This is a genomic window from Rhizobium sp. 1399 (genome assembly GCF_031455475.1).
GTDB lineage: Bacteria > Pseudomonadota > Alphaproteobacteria > Rhizobiales > Rhizobiaceae > Rhizobium.
This window is the reverse complement of sequence record NZ_JAVDSU010000001.1, coordinates 828,886-845,287: the sequence shown is the minus strand read 5'-3', so window position 1 is coordinate 845,287 and position 16,402 is coordinate 828,886. Positions and strand designations below refer to the sequence as shown.

At 60.2% G+C, this 16,402-nt stretch carries 16 protein-coding genes; 1 reads left to right on the top strand and 15 read right to left on the bottom strand.

Annotated elements, in window-relative coordinates; all coding sequences use genetic code 11:
• Positions 1-48 precede the first annotated feature (48 nt).
• The 13 genes from lnt to J2X71_RS04310 form a co-directional block, all read right to left on the bottom strand.
• Complete coding sequence (lnt, locus tag J2X71_RS04370; RefSeq protein ID WP_310379460.1) at positions 49-1,653, bottom strand: apolipoprotein N-acyltransferase; 1,605 nt, start codon at positions 1,651-1,653, stop codon at positions 49-51.
• A 78-nt stretch (positions 1,654-1,731) separates the two neighbouring features.
• Positions 1,732-2,868 (bottom strand): hemolysin family protein, encoded by a 1,137-nt coding sequence (locus J2X71_RS04365; RefSeq protein WP_310379456.1) that lies wholly within the window; start codon positions 2,866-2,868, stop codon positions 1,732-1,734.
• Entirely contained in the window at positions 2,865-3,380 is a 516-nt protein-coding gene (gene ybeY, locus J2X71_RS04360; RefSeq protein WP_113323563.1) for an rRNA maturation RNase YbeY, read from the bottom strand. The genes J2X71_RS04365 and ybeY overlap by 4 nt, the downstream gene beginning before the upstream one ends.
• On the bottom strand, positions 3,380-4,432 hold the full coding sequence (locus J2X71_RS04355; RefSeq protein ID WP_310379454.1) for a PhoH family protein: 1,053 nt from the start codon (positions 4,430-4,432) through the stop codon (positions 3,380-3,382). Before J2X71_RS04355 ends, ybeY begins: the two co-directional genes overlap by 1 nt.
• 18 nt (positions 4,433-4,450) lie before the next feature.
• Positions 4,451-5,860, bottom strand: coding sequence for a tRNA (N6-isopentenyl adenosine(37)-C2)-methylthiotransferase MiaB (miaB, locus tag J2X71_RS04350; RefSeq protein ID WP_310379451.1), 1,410 nt, complete (start codon positions 5,858-5,860; stop codon positions 4,451-4,453).
• Between the two features lie 48 nt (positions 5,861-5,908).
• Positions 5,909-6,706, bottom strand: a complete 798-nt coding sequence (locus J2X71_RS04345) for a lysophospholipid acyltransferase family protein (protein ID WP_310379448.1) — start codon at positions 6,704-6,706, stop codon at positions 5,909-5,911.
• Positions 6,707-6,733: 27 nt separating this feature from the next.
• Entirely contained in the window at positions 6,734-7,162 is a 429-nt protein-coding gene (locus J2X71_RS04340; RefSeq protein ID WP_007814920.1) for a Fur family transcriptional regulator, read from the bottom strand.
• Between the two features lie 34 nt (positions 7,163-7,196).
• A complete protein-coding gene (locus J2X71_RS04335) occupies positions 7,197-7,697 on the bottom strand; it encodes an N-acetyltransferase (protein WP_310379445.1) in 501 nt (166 codons plus the stop codon).
• Positions 7,694-8,353 (bottom strand): tRNA (adenosine(37)-N6)-threonylcarbamoyltransferase complex dimerization subunit type 1 TsaB, encoded by a 660-nt coding sequence (tsaB, locus tag J2X71_RS04330; RefSeq protein WP_007814925.1) that lies wholly within the window; start codon positions 8,351-8,353, stop codon positions 7,694-7,696. Before tsaB ends, J2X71_RS04335 begins: the two co-directional genes overlap by 4 nt.
• 87 nt (positions 8,354-8,440) lie before the next feature.
• The gene (locus J2X71_RS04325; RefSeq protein WP_007814928.1) at positions 8,441-9,007 is read right to left on the bottom strand and encodes a NifU family protein; all 567 of its coding nucleotides are present in this window, start codon (positions 9,005-9,007) and stop codon (positions 8,441-8,443) included.
• A 107-nt stretch (positions 9,008-9,114) separates the two neighbouring features.
• Positions 9,115-9,606, bottom strand: a complete 492-nt coding sequence (locus tag J2X71_RS04320) for a universal stress protein (protein WP_007814929.1) — start codon at positions 9,604-9,606, stop codon at positions 9,115-9,117.
• A gap of 75 nt (positions 9,607-9,681) precedes the next feature.
• Complete coding sequence (gene trpS, locus J2X71_RS04315; protein ID WP_310379440.1) at positions 9,682-10,746, bottom strand: tryptophan--tRNA ligase; 1,065 nt, start codon at positions 10,744-10,746, stop codon at positions 9,682-9,684.
• Positions 10,747-10,837: 91 nt separating this feature from the next.
• Positions 10,838-11,242: a VOC family protein gene (locus tag J2X71_RS04310; protein WP_310379439.1), complete on the bottom strand. Its 405-nt coding sequence runs from the start codon at positions 11,240-11,242 to the stop codon at positions 10,838-10,840.
• A 186-nt stretch (positions 11,243-11,428) separates the two neighbouring features.
• On the opposite strand from J2X71_RS04310, the gene J2X71_RS04305 reads away from it, so the two are divergent.
• Positions 11,429-11,857, top strand: a complete 429-nt coding sequence (locus J2X71_RS04305; RefSeq protein WP_113323570.1) for a D-Ala-D-Ala carboxypeptidase family metallohydrolase — start codon at positions 11,429-11,431, stop codon at positions 11,855-11,857.
• Positions 11,858-11,914: 57 nt separating this feature from the next.
• Here the strand turns inward: J2X71_RS04305 and murJ are convergent, their stop codons facing one another.
• Both murJ and J2X71_RS04295 read right to left on the bottom strand, forming a co-directional pair.
• Positions 11,915-13,495, bottom strand: coding sequence for a murein biosynthesis integral membrane protein MurJ (murJ, locus tag J2X71_RS04300; protein WP_310379436.1), 1,581 nt, complete (start codon positions 13,493-13,495; stop codon positions 11,915-11,917).
• Entirely contained in the window at positions 13,492-16,383 is a 2,892-nt protein-coding gene (locus tag J2X71_RS04295) for a [protein-PII] uridylyltransferase (RefSeq protein WP_310379434.1), read from the bottom strand. Before J2X71_RS04295 ends, murJ begins: the two co-directional genes overlap by 4 nt.
• Positions 16,384-16,402 lie beyond the last annotated feature (19 nt).

Sequence of the window (16,402 nt, the reverse complement as noted above, 5' to 3'; positions counted from 1 at the left end):
CGTTACTAACGCCGATTGCGACCACTATGCAATTTTAGGGGTTTTCGGTCAATTCAACCTGAAAATAAAACCCCTGCGTGAAATTAGCGCAATGATCATCAGTAACGTTTCAGTCAACCAGAAGTACGTTTGGCGGGGGTATGGGCTTCCCGTGTTTTTTCCGAATCCATCGAGGGTTGCATCAATAAAGCCCATTTCGTCTAATTTTAGACCTGAAACGATTTCGCCGCGCGCGTCTACAACCGCCGAAATTCCACTATTCGCATCGCGAATCAGCGGCAAACCGGTCTCAACCGCCCGTACGCGAGCCTGCTGAAAATGCTGGTAGGGACCCGGTGTTGAGCCGAACCAGCTGTCATTCGTGATGTTGAGGATGGCGCTCGCTTGGCCGATGTCGCCGGTCATTTCGTCTGGGAAGATGATCTCGTAGCAGACGAGCGGGTAGAATTTCAGCCCGCTCGGAAGCTCGAGCAGATGACGGCTGGCGGCCGCCGAAAAACCGCCCGGCATCTCCACCACATTCTGGATGCCGAGTTCGTTGAGCATGTCCTCGAAGGGAAGATATTCGCCGAAGGGAACGAGATGCACCTTGTCGGAGGCGGCGACGATCTGCCCCCGCCCGTCGATCACATAGATCGAATTATAATAGCGGGTGGGATAGCCGGGGCCGAGTTCTTCGGCGCGCACCGCGCCTGCGATCAGGATCTGGTCGTCGTTGAGCGTATCGGCAATCCGCGTCAGCGCATCCTTGTTGTCGGTGAGGATGAAGGGGATCGAGGTTTCCGGCCAGACGATGATGTCAGGTTTCTTGCCACCGTCCTTGGGAGGCTCCGTCGAAAGTTTGAGATGTGTCTCGAAGATCGCCTCGCGATCCGCATCATTGTCCATCTTGACGGATTGATCGATCGCCGGCTGGACCAGGCGAACCACAGGCCGCTTGTCCTCGGGTAACGCCTCGGGCTTCGGGGTGAGATAAAGGATATAGGCGCCGTAACCGAGATGCGCCGCAAAAAGGATTGCCGCAAGGCTGATACCGAGTTTCGCTCCCTGCCGCGTTCCGAGCAGGGCAGGGGCAGCAAAGACGAAGACCGACAGAGCCGTCACCCCCATGGTGCCGATCACATGCGCGGACTGCATCATGACAGGCATGGGCATCATGGCATAGCCGATGGCGTTCCACGGAAAACCGGTGAAGATGAAGCTGCGTACCCACTCAAGCAGGCCGAAGCTGGCAGCAAGTGCCGCGATCCGCCCCAGGCCATCGGACCAGAAGATACGGGCAAGCGCCGCAGCCAAGCCGTAGAAGATTGCAAGGCAGGCCGGAAGGCCGAGGATCGCGAGCGGCAGAGCCCAGGCAAACTCCTCTGAATCGATCAGCAGTGCATGCCCAAGCCACCAGAGCCCGGCAACGAAATAGCCGAAGCCGAACAGCCAGCCCGTGGCAAATGCCGGCCAGAGCCTGCCGGGAAGGCTGCTTTCCGGCGAGGCGGCCGCTCCGTCGATCAGCCAGACGAGCAGCGTGAAGGAAACGAACATTGCCGCGAAGAAGCCGATGGGAGGCAGCGCCAGGACGCCAAAGGCGCCTGCTGCGATCGCAAGCAATGACCGTTTGAAACCCCAGACGAGGATAATCCTGTCCGCAAGCCGCTCCATGCGCACTCCCATCAAAGCCGCGAATCAATCCAATCGCAGTCTTTCAAAAAAGCGCGCGCTTGTCGTCTTACGGAAAGGTCAGTTTGCGGTCGATTCCGCCGACCGATCATCGTTTCCGTCGCCGAAGGGCGGCCCGTCACCATCCGCCTTGGCGCGGCGGCGGATTGCCTGGCGCTTGCGGGTGATGCGCACCCGCTTGATGCGGCGCGGATCGGCATCGAGGATGTGGAATTCGAAATCCGACAAGGCCTGAACGACTTCTCCGCGCACGGGGATGCGCCCCAGTGCCGAGAAGATCAGGCCGCCCAGCGTATCGACCTCATCGATCTGCTCACTGATGTCGAAATCCGGACCAATGGCTTCGGCAATCTCCTCGAGCTCGACGCGGGCGTCGGCAACGAAGACGTCCTCCGAAATGCGTTTGAACATGACTTCCTCATCGTCATGTTCGTCGTCGATATCGCCGATCACCATCTCCACAATATCTTCGTGCGAGGCGAGGCCGTCAGTGCCGCCATATTCGTCGATGACCAGCGCCATCTGTGTGCGGTTCACCTGCATGCGGCGCAGAAGATCGGATGCCAGCATGGAAGGCGGCACGAAGAGGATCTGTCTGATGATGCCGGTTTCGGCGAGCGTCTTCTGCAGGTCGACGCGTCCGAGATCGAAGTTCGGCTTGGCCGAGCGCGGCGCCTTCTGGATATTTTCCGGAGAGACCTCGATTGCGGGCGTGCTTGCCGCAGGCTTTGTGCCGCTGCGGCGCTTGTTGCGCGCCTGCTTGGCGACGTAGGAAAGAAGATCGCGGATATGCACCATGCCGCGTGGGTCGTCGAGCGTTTCGGCATAGACCGGCATGCGCGAACGGCCGCTTTCCTCGAAGAGGATCATCAGTTCGCCGATCGTGATGTTCTGGTCGACCGCCTCGATATCGGCGCGCGGCACCATCACGTCGGCAACGCGCACTTCGCGGAAGCGCAGGATATTGTGGAGCATCGCCCGCTCGTCGGGCGAAAAGGCGTCGGCTGCAGCCGGGTCGGTCATCAGCGCGTCGGCGATGTCTTCGCGCAGGCGCGAGCCTTGTTGCGGTCTCAAGATGCGCGCGGCGCGTGACCAGAAGGATTGCGGTCGGTGTCGACTACTGCCACCCTCATCGGAAGAGGAGGATTGCTCGGAGTCCCTGGCGTCTGACGCCGGCTTCGTTGAAAAGTCGCTCATGGTTCCATTTTAAGGTCTTGACCCTCGTAGGGGTCAGATAGGCCGAGTACTGCCAAAATGCGAGTCTCCAGCCCCTCCATAATTTCGGCTTCGTCATTATTCATATGGTCGTAGCCGAGCAGATGCAAGAAACCATGCACCATAAGATGGGTCAGATGATCGTCAAAGCTCTTTTCGAGCTCTTGCGCCTCGCGCTCGACCGTTTCCAGGGCAATGATGATGTCGCCGAGCATCGGACCGGGCATTTTGCCGGGTTTGACCGGAAAGGCCGGAAACGACAGCACGTTGGTCGGCTTGTCCTTGCCGCGCCATTCCGCATTGATGTCCTGGATGGAGGCATCGTCGGTGAAGACGAGCGAAACTTCCGGCGGCATCTTCGGGAAGGGTTGCTGTTCCTCTTCCCGCAGGTAAGTGACAGCCGCACCCAACACGCGTTCGCCAAGAGCATGCAATACATCTTCGGCGGGCCAGCCCGTGTCCTCGATGCTGATCTGTATGTCGAGCTCGGCCATCAGTCCTGCCGGATGGCCTCTTCGTTTGCTGCGGTATAGGTCGCGTCATAGGCCTTGACGATGCGGCCGACGAGCGGATGGCGAACGACGTCGACATCCTTGAAGCGCACGATCGAAATACCCTCGACATCGTTCAGGAGGTGCAGCGCTTCCACAAGGCCGGATTTGACGCCACGCGGCAGGTCGATCTGGCTCGGGTCGCCGGTGATGATCATGCGTGAATTTTCGCCGAGACGCGTCAGGAACATCTTCATCTGCATCGCCGTGGTATTCTGAGCCTCGTCGAGGATGACAGCGGCATTGGCGAGCGTTCGTCCACGCATGAAGGCAAGCGGCGCGATTTCGATGACGCCGGCGGTAATCGCCCGTTCCACCTTATCGCCGGGCATCATGTCGTAGAGCGCGTCATAAAGCGGGCGCAGATAGGGATCGACCTTCTCCTTCATATCACCCGGCAGGAAGCCCAGGCGTTCGCCGGCTTCGACGGCCGGTCTGGAGAGAATGATCTTTTCGACCGCGCCGCGCTCCAGCAGCTGGGCCGCATGGGCGACGGCGAGATAGGTCTTGCCGGTACCGGCCGGACCAACGCCGAACACCATCTCTGAGCGCTCGAGCGCCCGCATATAGGCATCCTGTGTCGGCGTGCGCGCGATGATCGTCTTCTTGCGCGTCGAAATCTGCGCCATCGTCAATTTGGCTTTTTTCTCCATCGTCGGTAATGTGAGCTGGTCGTCGGCGGCAACCGCCATGCGAATTGCGCCTTCAACGTCTGAACGCTCCACACTGCCGCCTTTCTGGAGTTTTTCATAGAGGTAATCGAGTGTGCGCCGCGCCTGATTGGTGGCCAGCACATCGCCGGTGATGACAACGGAGTTGCCGCGCGCCCGCGCATCGATATGGAGCCGCTGTTCCAGCAGCTTCAGATTCTGATCGAACTGTCCGAAAAGTTCGCTGGCGAACCGGTTGTTCTCGAACGTCAGGACGAAGTGATTGGCGTCGCTCGCAATGCGTGGGTGGCGCGGTGAAGTGGAAACCAATTCCTGTCCGTTCAAGCGGTCGAGCTCCTTGGGTTAGACCTCAGCCTCTGCGCGTTCGGCAAACAGGCTGTTGGTTCCGGTTCCTGTGATTCGCACTTTAATAATGTCACCGATTTGCGATGCTTTTGCATCAACATTCACGGACTGCAGCCACGGTGAGCGGCCAATAAGTTGGCCGGGCATACGGCCGGGCTTTTCCAGGAGAAGATCGATTTCCTTGCCGATGCAAGACTCGTTGAATTCCTGCGTCTGCTTAAGAAGCAGCGCCTGCAGGCGTTCCAGCCGTTCTGCCTTGATGTCTTCCGGCACCTGGTCCTTCAATTCCGCTCCGGGCGTACCGGGCCGCGTCGAATATTTGAACGAGAAGGCCTGTGCATAACGAACCTCCTCAACGAGTTTTAGTGTATCCTCAAATTCCCGGTCTGTCTCCCCCGGAAAGCCGGTAATGAAGTCGCCTGAGAGTGCGATATCGGGGCGGGCTTTGCGGATGCGCTCGATGAGGGAAAGATATTCGGCTGCCGTGTGCCGGCGGTTCATGGCCTTTAGAATGCGGTCCGAACCGGCCTGAACCGGAAGGTGCAGATAAGGCATCAGCGTGCGAAGGTCGCGATGGGCCTCGATCAGCCGGTCGTCCATGTCGCGCGGATGGCTGGTCGTGTAGCGAAGCCGCGCAAGGCGCGGGATTTCGGCAAGCCGGTAGAGCAGGTCGCCAAGGCTCCACTCTTCGCCCTTCGGGCCGACGCCATGCCAGGCATTGACGTTCTGCCCAAGCAGGGTGATTTCGCGCACGCCGCCATCAACGAGCTTCATCGCCTCCTCGACGATTTGTGCGACTGGCCGCGACACTTCGGAGCCGCGCGTATAGGGCACGACGCAGAAGGTGCAGAACTTGTCGCAGCCTTCCTGAACCGTCAGGAAGGCGGTCACGCCACGGGCACGGATCTTCGGTGCCTCGGCGATCGGCAGGTGCTCGAACTTGTCCTCGATTGCATATTCCGTATCGATGACGCGGTGGCCTTCCTTGGCGCGGCGCAGCGCCTCCGGCAGGCGGTGATAGGTCTGTGGGCCGATGACCACATCGACAGCCGGCGCACGGCGCAGGATTTCCTCGCCTTCCGCCTGCGCTACGCAACCGGCAACACCGATCATCATCTCGCGGCCGTCGGCGGCCTTGCGCTTCTTCATCTCGCGCAGGCGCCCAAGCGCGGAATAGACCTTCTCAGCCGCCTTCTCGCGGATGTGGCAGGTGTTGAGCAAGACGAGGTCGGCCTCTTCCATATCCTCGGTCGTCTCATAGCCGTCGCGGGCAAGAGCATCGCTCATGCGCGTCGAGTCGTAGACGTTCATCTGGCAGCCATAGGTCTTGATGAAAACCTTGCGGCTGTTGGAGCCATCGCGGAGAGAAGCCTCCGGGGCCTGAAGAAGGGCGCTGTCCTGGGTCATGGCCCGTTATCTAGTGGTTTTTGACGCGGGAGAAAAGGGTATCTCGGATCAGTCGATCGCGCGGCCGCGCAGGCTGCGGTTCAGCAGGTTGCGGATGCGGGCAGCGATCGTCGCGCTGACTTCCTTGCGATTGGTCTTTTCGCCATATTCGATCGTCTCGCCGAAGGAGACTTCGGCATCGATCGCGCCGCATTTCATGATGTCGGTCAGATGCGGTAGGAGCTCGATATCGCCGGGCCATGCCGCAAGCGGGCGGTGATAGCGGCCCATGGCGATACCATGCACCTGCGTATAGGCGATAGAAACCGGCTGGACCATGACGCCGCCGGTCGGGGAATGGGGCACGGCCATTGCGGCAGCGCCGAAGAGCGACGATTTGACCTCCAGCAGTCGATTACCATCCGAGGTCGTTCCCTCGGGAAAAAGCACGACGATTTCACCGTCTGCCATGCGGCCGGCGATCTCGCTCGCCTGATGGCCGGTGCGGCGCTTTTCCTCCCGCACCACGAAGACGCTTTTCTGCAGCTTGGCGAGCGTGCCGAAAATCGGCCAGTCGCGCACCTCGATCTTGGCGATGAAGGCGACGTCGGCCACGGCCGACATGACCATGATGTCCATCCACGAAGAATGGTTGGAACAGAGCATCAGCGGCCGGCGGCTCTCAAGCGTGCCGCGCACCTGAATGCGGATGCCGAGACAATAGCAGACGATACGATGCCAGCGCCGGGGCAGGGTACGCCTGAGTTTCCAGTCGAAACGCAGCGCCAGCACCTGTAGCGGCATGAGCAGGATGCTGACGACAATGATGACGGTAATGGCGAAGGCGATGCGCAGCCAGACGATCAAATGCGGCGCTCCCGGACTGCCATGATATCAGATTTCGTCTTTCTTCAGCGGGATGCCGTAGAGTTCCAGGCGGTGATCCACCAGCTTGAAGCCATGCTCGCGGGCGATCCGCTCCTGCAGCGCCTCGATCTCCGGCGAACGGAACTCGATGACGACGCCTGTCTTCAGATCGATCAGATGGTCGTGATGCTCTTCAGGCACCGTCTCGTAGCGGGAACGGCCGTCACGGAAATCGTGGCGGGCGATGATACCTGCATCTTCGAATAGCTTCACCGTACGATAGACCGTCGAAATCGAAATCTTGGCATCGACCTTGACGGAGCGGCGATAGAGTTCCTCGACATCGGGGTGATCTTCGGAGTCCTCGAGAATGCGCGCGATCACCCGGCGCTGCTCGGTCATGCGCATGCCGCGTTCAGCGCAAAGCTCCTCAAGGGTTTTGGCTACCTCAGTCATGGCTGCCTTCTCGCTATTCCTGCCGAGAAGGGAACTACCGAAGAACGCGCTTCATGACAAGCGCCGTGGAGGTAGCCCCATTGGCATCCTTATAATAGCCCTTGCGCTCACCAGCCACCTCGAAGCCAAGCTTGCGGTAAAGGCCGAGGGCGGCGGTATTGCCGTTATCGACTTCCAGGAACATGCTTTCGCCGCCACGAAGGCGTGCTTCGCGCATGGCGGCCTGCATCAGCCGCCAGCCGAGGCCGGAACGCGCGACCTTCGCCTGCACGGCGACCGTCAGGATTTCCGCCTCGCCCGCCACCTCGCGTGCCAGGATGAAGCCCGGCAGCGTCTTTTTCAGGATGGCATTGGTCTGGCGGGCGACAAAGCCGAAGACGGTGTTCTGCGAAAGCAGGCTGTGAAATTCGCCGTCACCCCAAGGGCGGGCGAAGCGCTCGCCATGCAGGACGGAAACGTCGAGGCAATCCTCCGGCTCCATGGCGACGATTTCGAATTCCGGTTTCAGCGTCAGATAGGCTTCCAGCATCGTCATACTCTTGCAATCGCATACCCGGCCTGCGGTTTGGCATCGGGTCCGCGCAGATAAAGGGGCTTCGGCTTTCCGGTATTCGGGTTCGCGGCAGCACCGAGACGCGCCACGATGGAGATCGGGAAGGAGTTGGCGTATTCGCCCGTTGCATCCGGCTTCAGGACCGGGGTTGCCGAACCGGTGATCTCGCCGTCGAAACCGGCAGCGAAAACCTGCGCTTCGGCAACGCTGACCGCACGGGGCTCATCAAGCGGTGAGCCGTCGGCTGCAAAAGACTGGAGATAGATTTCGTCCCGCTTGGCATCCATCGCCGCGAGCACTGCGTGACCAGGAGTCTTTTCGCGCTGGGCGGCCGCCATCACTTCCAGCGTGGTGATGCCGACGGCGGGAATATTGAGGGAAAGCGCAAAGCCGCGGGCTGCGGCAACACCGACGCGGATACCGGTAAAGGAGCCGGGGCCGATGGTGACCGCAAGGCGGTCGACATCCGAAAGTGCGACGCCCGCCTGATCCAGCGCGCGGTCGACGATACCCATCAGATGTTCAGCATGCCCCTTGCCGATCATGTCCGATGCCTCCCCCAGCACCGTATTCCTGCCGCTATCATAAATGGCGGCAGCGCAATCCACACCTGCCGTGTCGAGCGCCAGAACAATCATGCCATCAATTTCCGAATAAACTATTGTCGCCTATCCATAATTCCGTCTGGCCGAACCCTAGATGAACGGCCGGACGAATCTTACATTTTAAGCGGCAATCACTTCCTGCACTTCCGGAACGAAATGGCGCAGCAGGTTCTGGACGCCGTGCTTCAGCGTTGCCGTCGAAGACGGGCAGCCGGAGCAGGAACCCTTCATATTCAGGTAAACCTTGCCGTCCTTGAAGCCGCGGAAGGTGATGTCGCCGCCATCCTGGGCAACAGCCGGACGCACACGGGTCTCCAGCAGTTCCTTGATGGTGAGCACGATCGATTCGTCACCTTCATCGAAGAATTCATCGCCGGCATCGATGTCTTCCGAGAGAATGGAGGCATCGCCCATGACCGGCTTGCCGGACATGAAATGCTCCATGATCGAGCCGAGAATGGCCGGCTTTAGATGCTGCCACTCGGCATCGTCCTTGGAGACGGAGATGAAATCGTAGCCGAAATAGACGCCGGTCACGCCCGGAATCTCGAAAAGACGGGCGGCGAGCGGCGAAGCCTGGGCTTCATCGGCATTGCGGAATTCGGCCGTTCCGTTTTCCATTACGACCTTGCCGGGAAGGAACTTCTGCGTTGCTGGGTTCGGCGTGGCTTCGGTCTGAATGAACATCTCGCTCTCCATGCGGCGGGCCGTGGCCTCTGCCGTCTTTAGAATTCTTCAAAAGAAAATAAGCCTATTGTCCGGCCGATTCAAGAGACTGATACTCAAGAAATGGCTTAACAGAGGGCGTCGATTTCTTCATTCGTCAGCGTGTCGGGAAGCACGGTGACGGGAATGGGAAAGGCAGCTCCACGTCCTGCGACGGACGAAACCAGCGGTCCCGGTCCCTCCTTGGCGGAGCCTGCGGCAAGCACGAGGATGGCGACGTCCCTGTCTTCCTCGATCACCGCATTGATCTGCTCAGCCGAATTACCCTCGCGGATGACGATCTCAGGCTCGATGCCGATCGTCTCGCGCACGATTTGTGCGATCTTGGCGACAGTGGCTTCCGCCTCCTCGCGGGCTTCCGCCCGCATAATCTCCTCGACGCCAAGCCATTGCTGAAAATCGCCTTCCGGGATCACATAGAGAAGAACGAGGCCGCCATTGGAATTCTTGGCGCGCCGTCCGGCATAATGGACGGCGCGTTGGCATTCGGGTGTCCCGTCTATCACCGCCATAAATTTGCGGCGATGACCTTCGAGCCGTGAGAGTCGCTTTGATACCATGATGCGAACTCTGACACCTGAGACCAAAAATTTGCAAGCCCCCGTTTTGCACGGGAGCTCTGCATGTCGATCGGACTAGTAAAGGAAACCGATGATCTCGCGAAGTTCGCGCATCGTCACGTCGGCGCGTGCCCTTGCGCGTTCATTGCCGTTGCGCAGAATCGCGTCGATATGGCTCGTGTCGTTCATCAGGCGGCGCATTTCGCCTGTTATCGGCGACAGCACCTGGACAGCGAGATCGATCAGCGCCGGCTTGAAGACGGAGAACTGCTGGCCGCCAAATTCAGCGAGCACCTGTTCCCTCGTCTTGTCGGCGAGTGCGGCATAGATCGAGACGAGGTTTTCAGCCTCCGGCCGGTTTTCGAGACCGGCGATTTCGCTCGGCAAGCCATCCGGATCGGTCTTGGCCTTGCGGATTTTCTTGGAGATCGCCTCCTCATCGTCCATCAGGTTGATGCGCGAAAGATCCGACGGATCGGACTTCGACATCTTCTTCGTGCCGTCGCGCAGCGACATGACGCGCGGTGCCGGTCCGCCGATCAGCGGTTCGACCATCGGGAAATAGGCATGTACCGGCTCGTTGCCGACGGTGATGTCGATCCCGTAATTCGTCTTGCGGATATGCGAGGCGTAATCGAGATTGAACTTCATCGCGATGTCACGCGTCAGCTCGAGGTGCTGCTTCTGATCCTCACCGACGGGCACATGCGTGGCGCGGTAGACGAGAATGTCGGCAGCCATCAGGCTCGGATAGGCGTAGAGACCGAGCGAGGCCTGCTCGCGGTCCTTGCCGGCCTTGTCCTTGAACTGCGTCATGCGGTTCATCCAGCCGAGGCGGGCGACACAATTGAAGATCCAGGCGAGTTCGGCGTGCTGCGGTACGGCGGACTGATTGAAGACGATATGCTTTTCAGCGTCGATGCCGGAAGCGATGAAGGCGGCTGCGATCGAGCGCGTCTGCGACAGCATGTCCTCGTGGACGAGCTGCGCGGTCAGCGCATGAAGATCGACGACGCAATAGATGCAGTCGTTGCCGTCCTGGAGCTGCACGAAGCGGCGGATCGCGCCGAGATAATTGCCGAGATGCAGATTGCCCGTCGGCTGAACGCCGGAGAATACGAGCTTCTTGAATTCGCCCATGATGTTGTCCTCGATTAGGCTGGTGGAGGGCCCCAGGGCCAAAGGCCCATGTTGCTAACGCGGGCGCTTATGCACGCGCTCCCGGTCGCAATCAAGAGGCGGTGGGCGCAGCGTGTTGAATGAGGTCGAAGGTGTTGCCGTAAGGATCCGAAAAGACCGCAACGGTGCCGTAAACCTCATGTCGCGGTTCCTCCAGAAAGTGAACGCCGGCGTCAAGCATCGCTGTGTGATCGCGCCCAAAATCGTCGGTCTTGAGGAAGAAGCCGACACGCCCGCCGGTCTGATTTCCGACAGCAGCTCGCTGCGCTTCATTTGCCGCCTGCGCCAGTAGAAAGGCCGCGCCATCCCCGCCCTTTGGCTTGACGACGACCCAGCGCTTGCCTTCCGGCTGTACTTCGTCCTGAAGGCATTCGAAGCCGAGGGCCTCACAATAGAAGGCCTTGGCGCGGTCATAATCATCGACAACGAGGGTGACGAGAAACAGAGATTGGATCATGAGATCTCCAGATTCGGACGTTTATTCCATTTATATGCAGAAAAGTGCCCGGTTTTACGCCAAATTGATCAGTGTGTTTAGCTAAAACTGAGTATAAAATTTCACAGAAAAGCTTTCTTTGAACTGAAAATCCTCTCGCCGGGCTGGCGGCCCAAGGGGCCGTCGGGACAACCGATCGGAGGGACCATGCAGAACGCTAGTTTGCTCGCCATGGCAGGCCTTTTCGCCCTACAATCAGCAACGACGGCCGTCGGTCAAGATAATCGACGGCAGACCAGTCAACTTCCCAAATACGAGACGCGTATTGCTTACACGATGCAGACCGTCAGCGTTCGCGCCGGCTGCTTCCCGGAGCGATTGCGGGTGGTCTTGTCGCACATCGCGGCAAAGACCGGACGACGGCCGATGATAACTTCGGGCTTCCGGCCACATCCCCGCCGCCACGGTTCCATGCACGGGAAATGCCTTGCGGCTGATATCCGGATTCCCGGCGTGTCAGAGCGCACGATCGTCGCCGCTGCGAAAACCGCACCCGGCATCGGAGGGATCGGCACCTATTGCAATGGCATCGTCCACGTCGATGTCGGGCCGCAACGACGATGGGTGGATTGCTAAAGCAATTCCAGCAAAAGTGCGCAGCGATTTCGCGTCCGGAATTGCGAAAAAAGGGCGCTAGGCATCTTTCGCCGGCGCCGGCTTGCGGTTGAGGTTGCGGCGGATCATGCCGAGGTCCGCCCCGCCGATGAGGAAGGCGGTCGCGAAATAGACGACCATCGAAATCGCAATCAGCAGACCAAGCGTGCCGACCTTGGTCAGAAGCGGTGCGCCCGAGGCAAGCCAGGGCGCCCAGTGCTGCTTGAGGTAGAAGATGACCGCGCCCATGACGGCAGAGGCGACGACCAGCAGGACGGCGCGTTTGGCAAGCGCCCATTCCCATGTGAGATGGCCGCGGCGCAGAAGTGTCGTGAAGAGCAGGACGGTGCTGATCCAGCCGGCCGTGGCTTCGGCCACCGCGATGCCGGGCGCGCCGATATAGGGAAAGAGCGTCAGCGCCGTTGCACAGTTGACCGCGACGGCAACCGCAGAGAAACGCATGGGCGTCTTGGTGTCCTCGCGGGCATAAAAGCCCGGCTGCAGTGCCTTGATCAGCACGAAAGCCGGCAGGCCGATGCCGTAGATGGCGAGAATCGAGCCGACGATGAACGTGTTCTCCTGGTGGAAGGCGCCACGCTCATAGAGCACGCGGATGATCTCGTCGGAGAGAATCCAGAGCGCGAAGGCGGCAGGAATCGTCATGAACAGCACGAATTCGATCGAGCGGTTCTGCAGATAGCCCGCTTCGCGCAACGCCCCGCCCTTGAGTGCGCGGGCGAGTTCGGGCAGCAGCACCACACCGACGGCGACGCCGACGACGCCGAGGGGAAGCTGGTAGATTCGGTCGGCATATTGCAGGGCTGCAATAGCGCCTTCGCGCGAAGAGGCGATTGCCTGGCCGATGAGCTGGTTGATCTGCGTAATACCGCCTGTGACGGCCGCGGGAACGGCAAGGATCAGCAGCCGCTTGACGTTCGGTGTCATCTTCGGGAAGCGGAAGCCGATGCTCATGCCGGCATGCAGGACACCGAGATAGACGACGGCGAGCTGCAGAACGCCGGCTGCCAGCACGCCCCAGGAAAGATACCAGGCCGTCGTCAACGGTTCGGCGCCGGTATAGAGCGCGTAGAACAGCGCGCCGATCATCACCACATTGAGGAAGATAGGCGCGACGGCCGCGGCGAAGAAGTGATGCAGCGAATTCAGCATGCCGCTCATCATCGCCGTCAGCGACATGCACATGAGATAAGGGAACATCACTGCCGCCATGCGGATCGTGATGCCGAATTTCTCGGGATCGTCAGCAAAGCCCGGCGCGATGACGAAGCGCACCAGCAGCGGCATGGAGAGCTCCATCACGATGGTGATGAGCAGCAGGACGGAGAACAGGACGCCGAAGACTTCTTCCGAAAAGCGCTTGGCACCATCGATGCCGTTCGCCTCGATCTCCTTGGCGAAGAGCGGCACGAAGGCGGCATTGAACGCGCCTTCGGCAAAGAGCCGGCGGAAGAGGTTCGGGAAACGGAAGGCGGCATAGAAGACGTCGGCCATCGGCCCTGTGCCGAGAGCGGCTGCCATCAGCGTTTCGCGGGCAAAACCGAAGATGCGGCTTCCGAGCGTGGCGCCGCCGACCGTGGCGAATTTCTTGACGAGGCTCATGCGGGGGAATCGGCTTTCTTTTCGGCGGCGGTAGCGGCAGGGGCGATGATCCCTGATGGCATGCGTTCGCGCAGTTCGTCCTGCTCCTCGGCCATGACCGCTTTCATACGGGCAGTGATATTGGCGCGCTTGCTATCACCGGAGATCTTCTGGCCGACAAGATCGGTGACGTAGAAAGTATCGATCACTTTTTCACCGAAGGTGGTGATGCGGGCCGACTGGATGTCGAGCGACAGATCGGACAGGACGGCAGTCATTTCCGACAGCAGGCCGGGCCGATCGAGGCATTCCACCTCGATGACCGTGAACTTGTTCGACAGGCTATTGGTGATCGCCACCGACGGCGGAATGATGAAGGCCTTGCTCTTCTTGCGGTTCTTCGCGCGGGTGGCGATCACATCGGGAAGGCGCTTGCGGCCTGACAGCACGTCCTCGATCATCCGGCCGATCGTGCCGGCGCGGCGAAGCTCGTCCTCGTCGTTCGGAAACTCGCGGCTGACATGGATCGTATCGAGCGCCCGGCCATCCGAGGTCGTGAAGATCTGCGCATCGACGATGTTGGCGCCGGCTGCCGCACAGGCCCCGGCAATGACGGCGAGCAGGCGCGGATGGTCGGGCGAGAGAACGGTGATTTCGGTGATCGCGTGGAAGCTGTCGGTGCGCACTGTGGTTGCCAGCGCCTGGCCGGCTTTGTCCGCCTGGCGGATGAAATGCGCATGGCGGATCTGGTCTTCCAGCGGCACGGAGAGCAGATAGGGCTGGTAATGCAGCTTGGCGTAGGTGCGGCGATCCTTCTGTGGCCAGTCGGCAAGCGCCGCATAAAGCGCTTCGGCGGCAGCCTGGGCGCGCTCCTTGCGGGACACTTCCGAGAAGCCGCCGGCAAGCAGCAGTTCCGTCTCGTAATAGAGCGTGCGCAGCAACTGGCCCTTCCAGCCGTTCCACACACCCGGCCCGACGGCGCGGATGTCGCAGATCGTCAGGATCATCAGCATCTTCAGGCGGTCGAGAGACTGAACACGGTCGGCAAAGTCGGTGATCGTCTTGCGGTCCGTCAGGTCGCGCGTCTGGGCGACCATCGACATCGTCAGATGTTCTTCGATCAGCCAGACGACGATCTCGGTCTGCTTCTGCGACAGGCCAAAGCGGGCACTGAGCTTGCGGGCGACGCGCGCGCCGGCGATCGAATGGTCTTCCTGGCGGCCCTTGGCGATATCGTGCAGCAGTACGGCGACATAAAGCGCCTCGCGATCCTCGATATGCGGCATCAACTTGTTGGCGAGCGGATGCAGCTCCTCCGCCTTGCCTTTGTCGATCTCCGAGAGAACATCGATGGCGCGGATCAGGTGCTCGTCGACTGTGTAGTGATGATACATGTTGAACTGCATCATCGCGACGATCTTGCCGAATTCGGGAATGAACCGGCCAAGCACGCCAGCCTCGTTCATGCGCCGCAGGATGAGGGCGGGGTCGCGCTTGGAGGTGAGGATCGACAGGAAAAGCCGGTTGGCCTCGTCATTCTCGCGCAGGTCGTTGTTGATGAGGCCGAGCGAACGCGTGACGCGCTTCAGCGCATCGGGATGGAATTCCAGCCCGTTGATATCGGCCACATGGAACAGGCGGATGATGCTGACCGGATCGCGCTTGAAGACATCGGGATTGGCAAGCGTAATGCGGCCACGATCTTCGACGAACTCGACGCTGCCGGGGATCTTGCGATTGCGGTGGGTAAAGCGGTTGATGACGCCCGTCAGACCGGGGATTGACTTCGCCTGCTGGTCTTCGAGCGCGGCGCAGAGGATGCGCGTCAGGTCGCCGACATCTTTAGCCACCAGGAAGTAGTGTTTCATGAAACGCTCGACGGCCGAAAGGCCGGGGCGGGAATGATAGCCGAGCGCCTCGGCGATCTCGCGCTGGATATCGAAGGAAAGACGTTCCTCCGCTTTCCCGGTCAGGAAATGCATGTGGCAGCGCACGGCCCAGAGAAAGTCGTCGGCCTTCTCCAGAAGCCGGTATTCCTGCTTCGACAGCACGCCGAGCGGCACCAGATCCGCCGGGTCGCGAACATGATAATAATATTTCGAAATCCAGAAGAGCGTATGCAAGTCGCGAAGGCCACCCTTGCCCTCCTTGACGTTCGGCTCGACGAGATAGCGCGTGTCGCCGGCCTTGCGGTGGCGTTCGTCGCGTTCGGCAAGCTTGGCGGCAATGAATTCCGGCCCCGTGCCGGTGACGATTTCCTTGTCGAAGCGGGCTTCCAGCTCCGTCTCTAGCGACTTCAGGCCGCAGATGTAGCGCATCTCCAGGATGGCGGTGCGGATCGTCATGTCGGATTTGGAAAGCGCGATGCATTCCTCGATGGTGCGGGTCGCATGGCCGACCTTGAAGCCCATGTCCCACAGCATGTAGAGCATGAACTCGACGGCTTTATGCGTCTCTTCCGCTGGCTTCGGCAGGAAGAGAAAGAGCAGATCGATATCGGAACCCGGTGCCAGTGTGTCGCGCCCGTAGCCGCCGACTGCGGTGACCGCGAATTTGTCCTTCTGCTTCGGAAAGACATGCGCCGTGGCGAAACTATAGAGAATGGTGATGATCTGGTCCTGCAGCCAGGAAATGCGGTGGGCGCAATCAAGCCCGCCGCCCTGGGCGTCAAGCAGTTCACGCGCCTTCTTGCGTCCCTCGATGCTGGCTTTCCTCAGAGCGGCAAGAAGATCGTTTCGCAGCACGTCGGGACGGTTGCGGTTGGCTTCGGCAATGGCGTCACATTGCCCCTGCAGCAATTCCACATCTAGGATTTCGGAGAAATCGATGTCGTGCGTCGCCATCGGCCGGGGGCTTACCTCTTCGGTCCGGGTCGCTTGCTCATGGCGCGCCTCTTGTTTGATCTGCATGCGCTATAGCCTCTTTGCC

What these genes read in the sequence shown, in the direction of transcription:
- lnt (WP_310379460.1), bottom strand. Translation starts at nt 1,653, where the DNA reads ATGGAGCGGCTTGCGGACAGGATTATCCTCGTCTGGGGTTTCAAACGG.
- J2X71_RS04365 (WP_310379456.1), bottom strand. Translation starts at nt 2,868, where the DNA reads ATGAGCGACTTTTCAACGAAGCCGGCGTCAGACGCCAGGGACTCCGAG.
- ybeY (WP_113323563.1), bottom strand. Translation starts at nt 3,380, where the DNA reads ATGGCCGAGCTCGACATACAGATCAGCATCGAGGACACGGGCTGGCCC.
- miaB (WP_310379451.1), bottom strand. Translation starts at nt 5,860, where the DNA reads ATGACCCAGGACAGCGCCCTTCTTCAGGCCCCGGAGGCTTCTCTCCGC.
- J2X71_RS04340 (WP_007814920.1), bottom strand. Translation starts at nt 7,162, where the DNA reads ATGACTGAGGTAGCCAAAACCCTTGAGGAGCTTTGCGCTGAACGCGGC.
- J2X71_RS04335 (WP_310379445.1), bottom strand. Translation starts at nt 7,697, where the DNA reads ATGACGATGCTGGAAGCCTATCTGACGCTGAAACCGGAATTCGAAATC.
- tsaB (WP_007814925.1), bottom strand. Translation starts at nt 8,353, where the DNA reads ATGATTGTTCTGGCGCTCGACACGGCAGGTGTGGATTGCGCTGCCGCC.
- J2X71_RS04325 (WP_007814928.1), bottom strand. Translation starts at nt 9,007, where the DNA reads ATGTTCATTCAGACCGAAGCCACGCCGAACCCAGCAACGCAGAAGTTC.
- J2X71_RS04320 (WP_007814929.1), bottom strand. Translation starts at nt 9,606, where the DNA reads ATGGTATCAAAGCGACTCTCACGGCTCGAAGGTCATCGCCGCAAATTT.
- trpS (WP_310379440.1), bottom strand. Translation starts at nt 10,746, where the DNA reads ATGGGCGAATTCAAGAAGCTCGTATTCTCCGGCGTTCAGCCGACGGGC.
- J2X71_RS04310 (WP_310379439.1), bottom strand. Translation starts at nt 11,242, where the DNA reads ATGATCCAATCTCTGTTTCTCGTCACCCTCGTTGTCGATGATTATGAC.
- J2X71_RS04305 (WP_113323570.1), top strand. Translation starts at nt 11,429, where the DNA reads ATGCAGAACGCTAGTTTGCTCGCCATGGCAGGCCTTTTCGCCCTACAA.
- murJ (WP_310379436.1), bottom strand. Translation starts at nt 13,495, where the DNA reads ATGAGCCTCGTCAAGAAATTCGCCACGGTCGGCGGCGCCACGCTCGGA.
- J2X71_RS04295 (WP_310379434.1), bottom strand. Translation starts at nt 16,383, where the DNA reads ATGCAGATCAAACAAGAGGCGCGCCATGAGCAAGCGACCCGGACCGAA.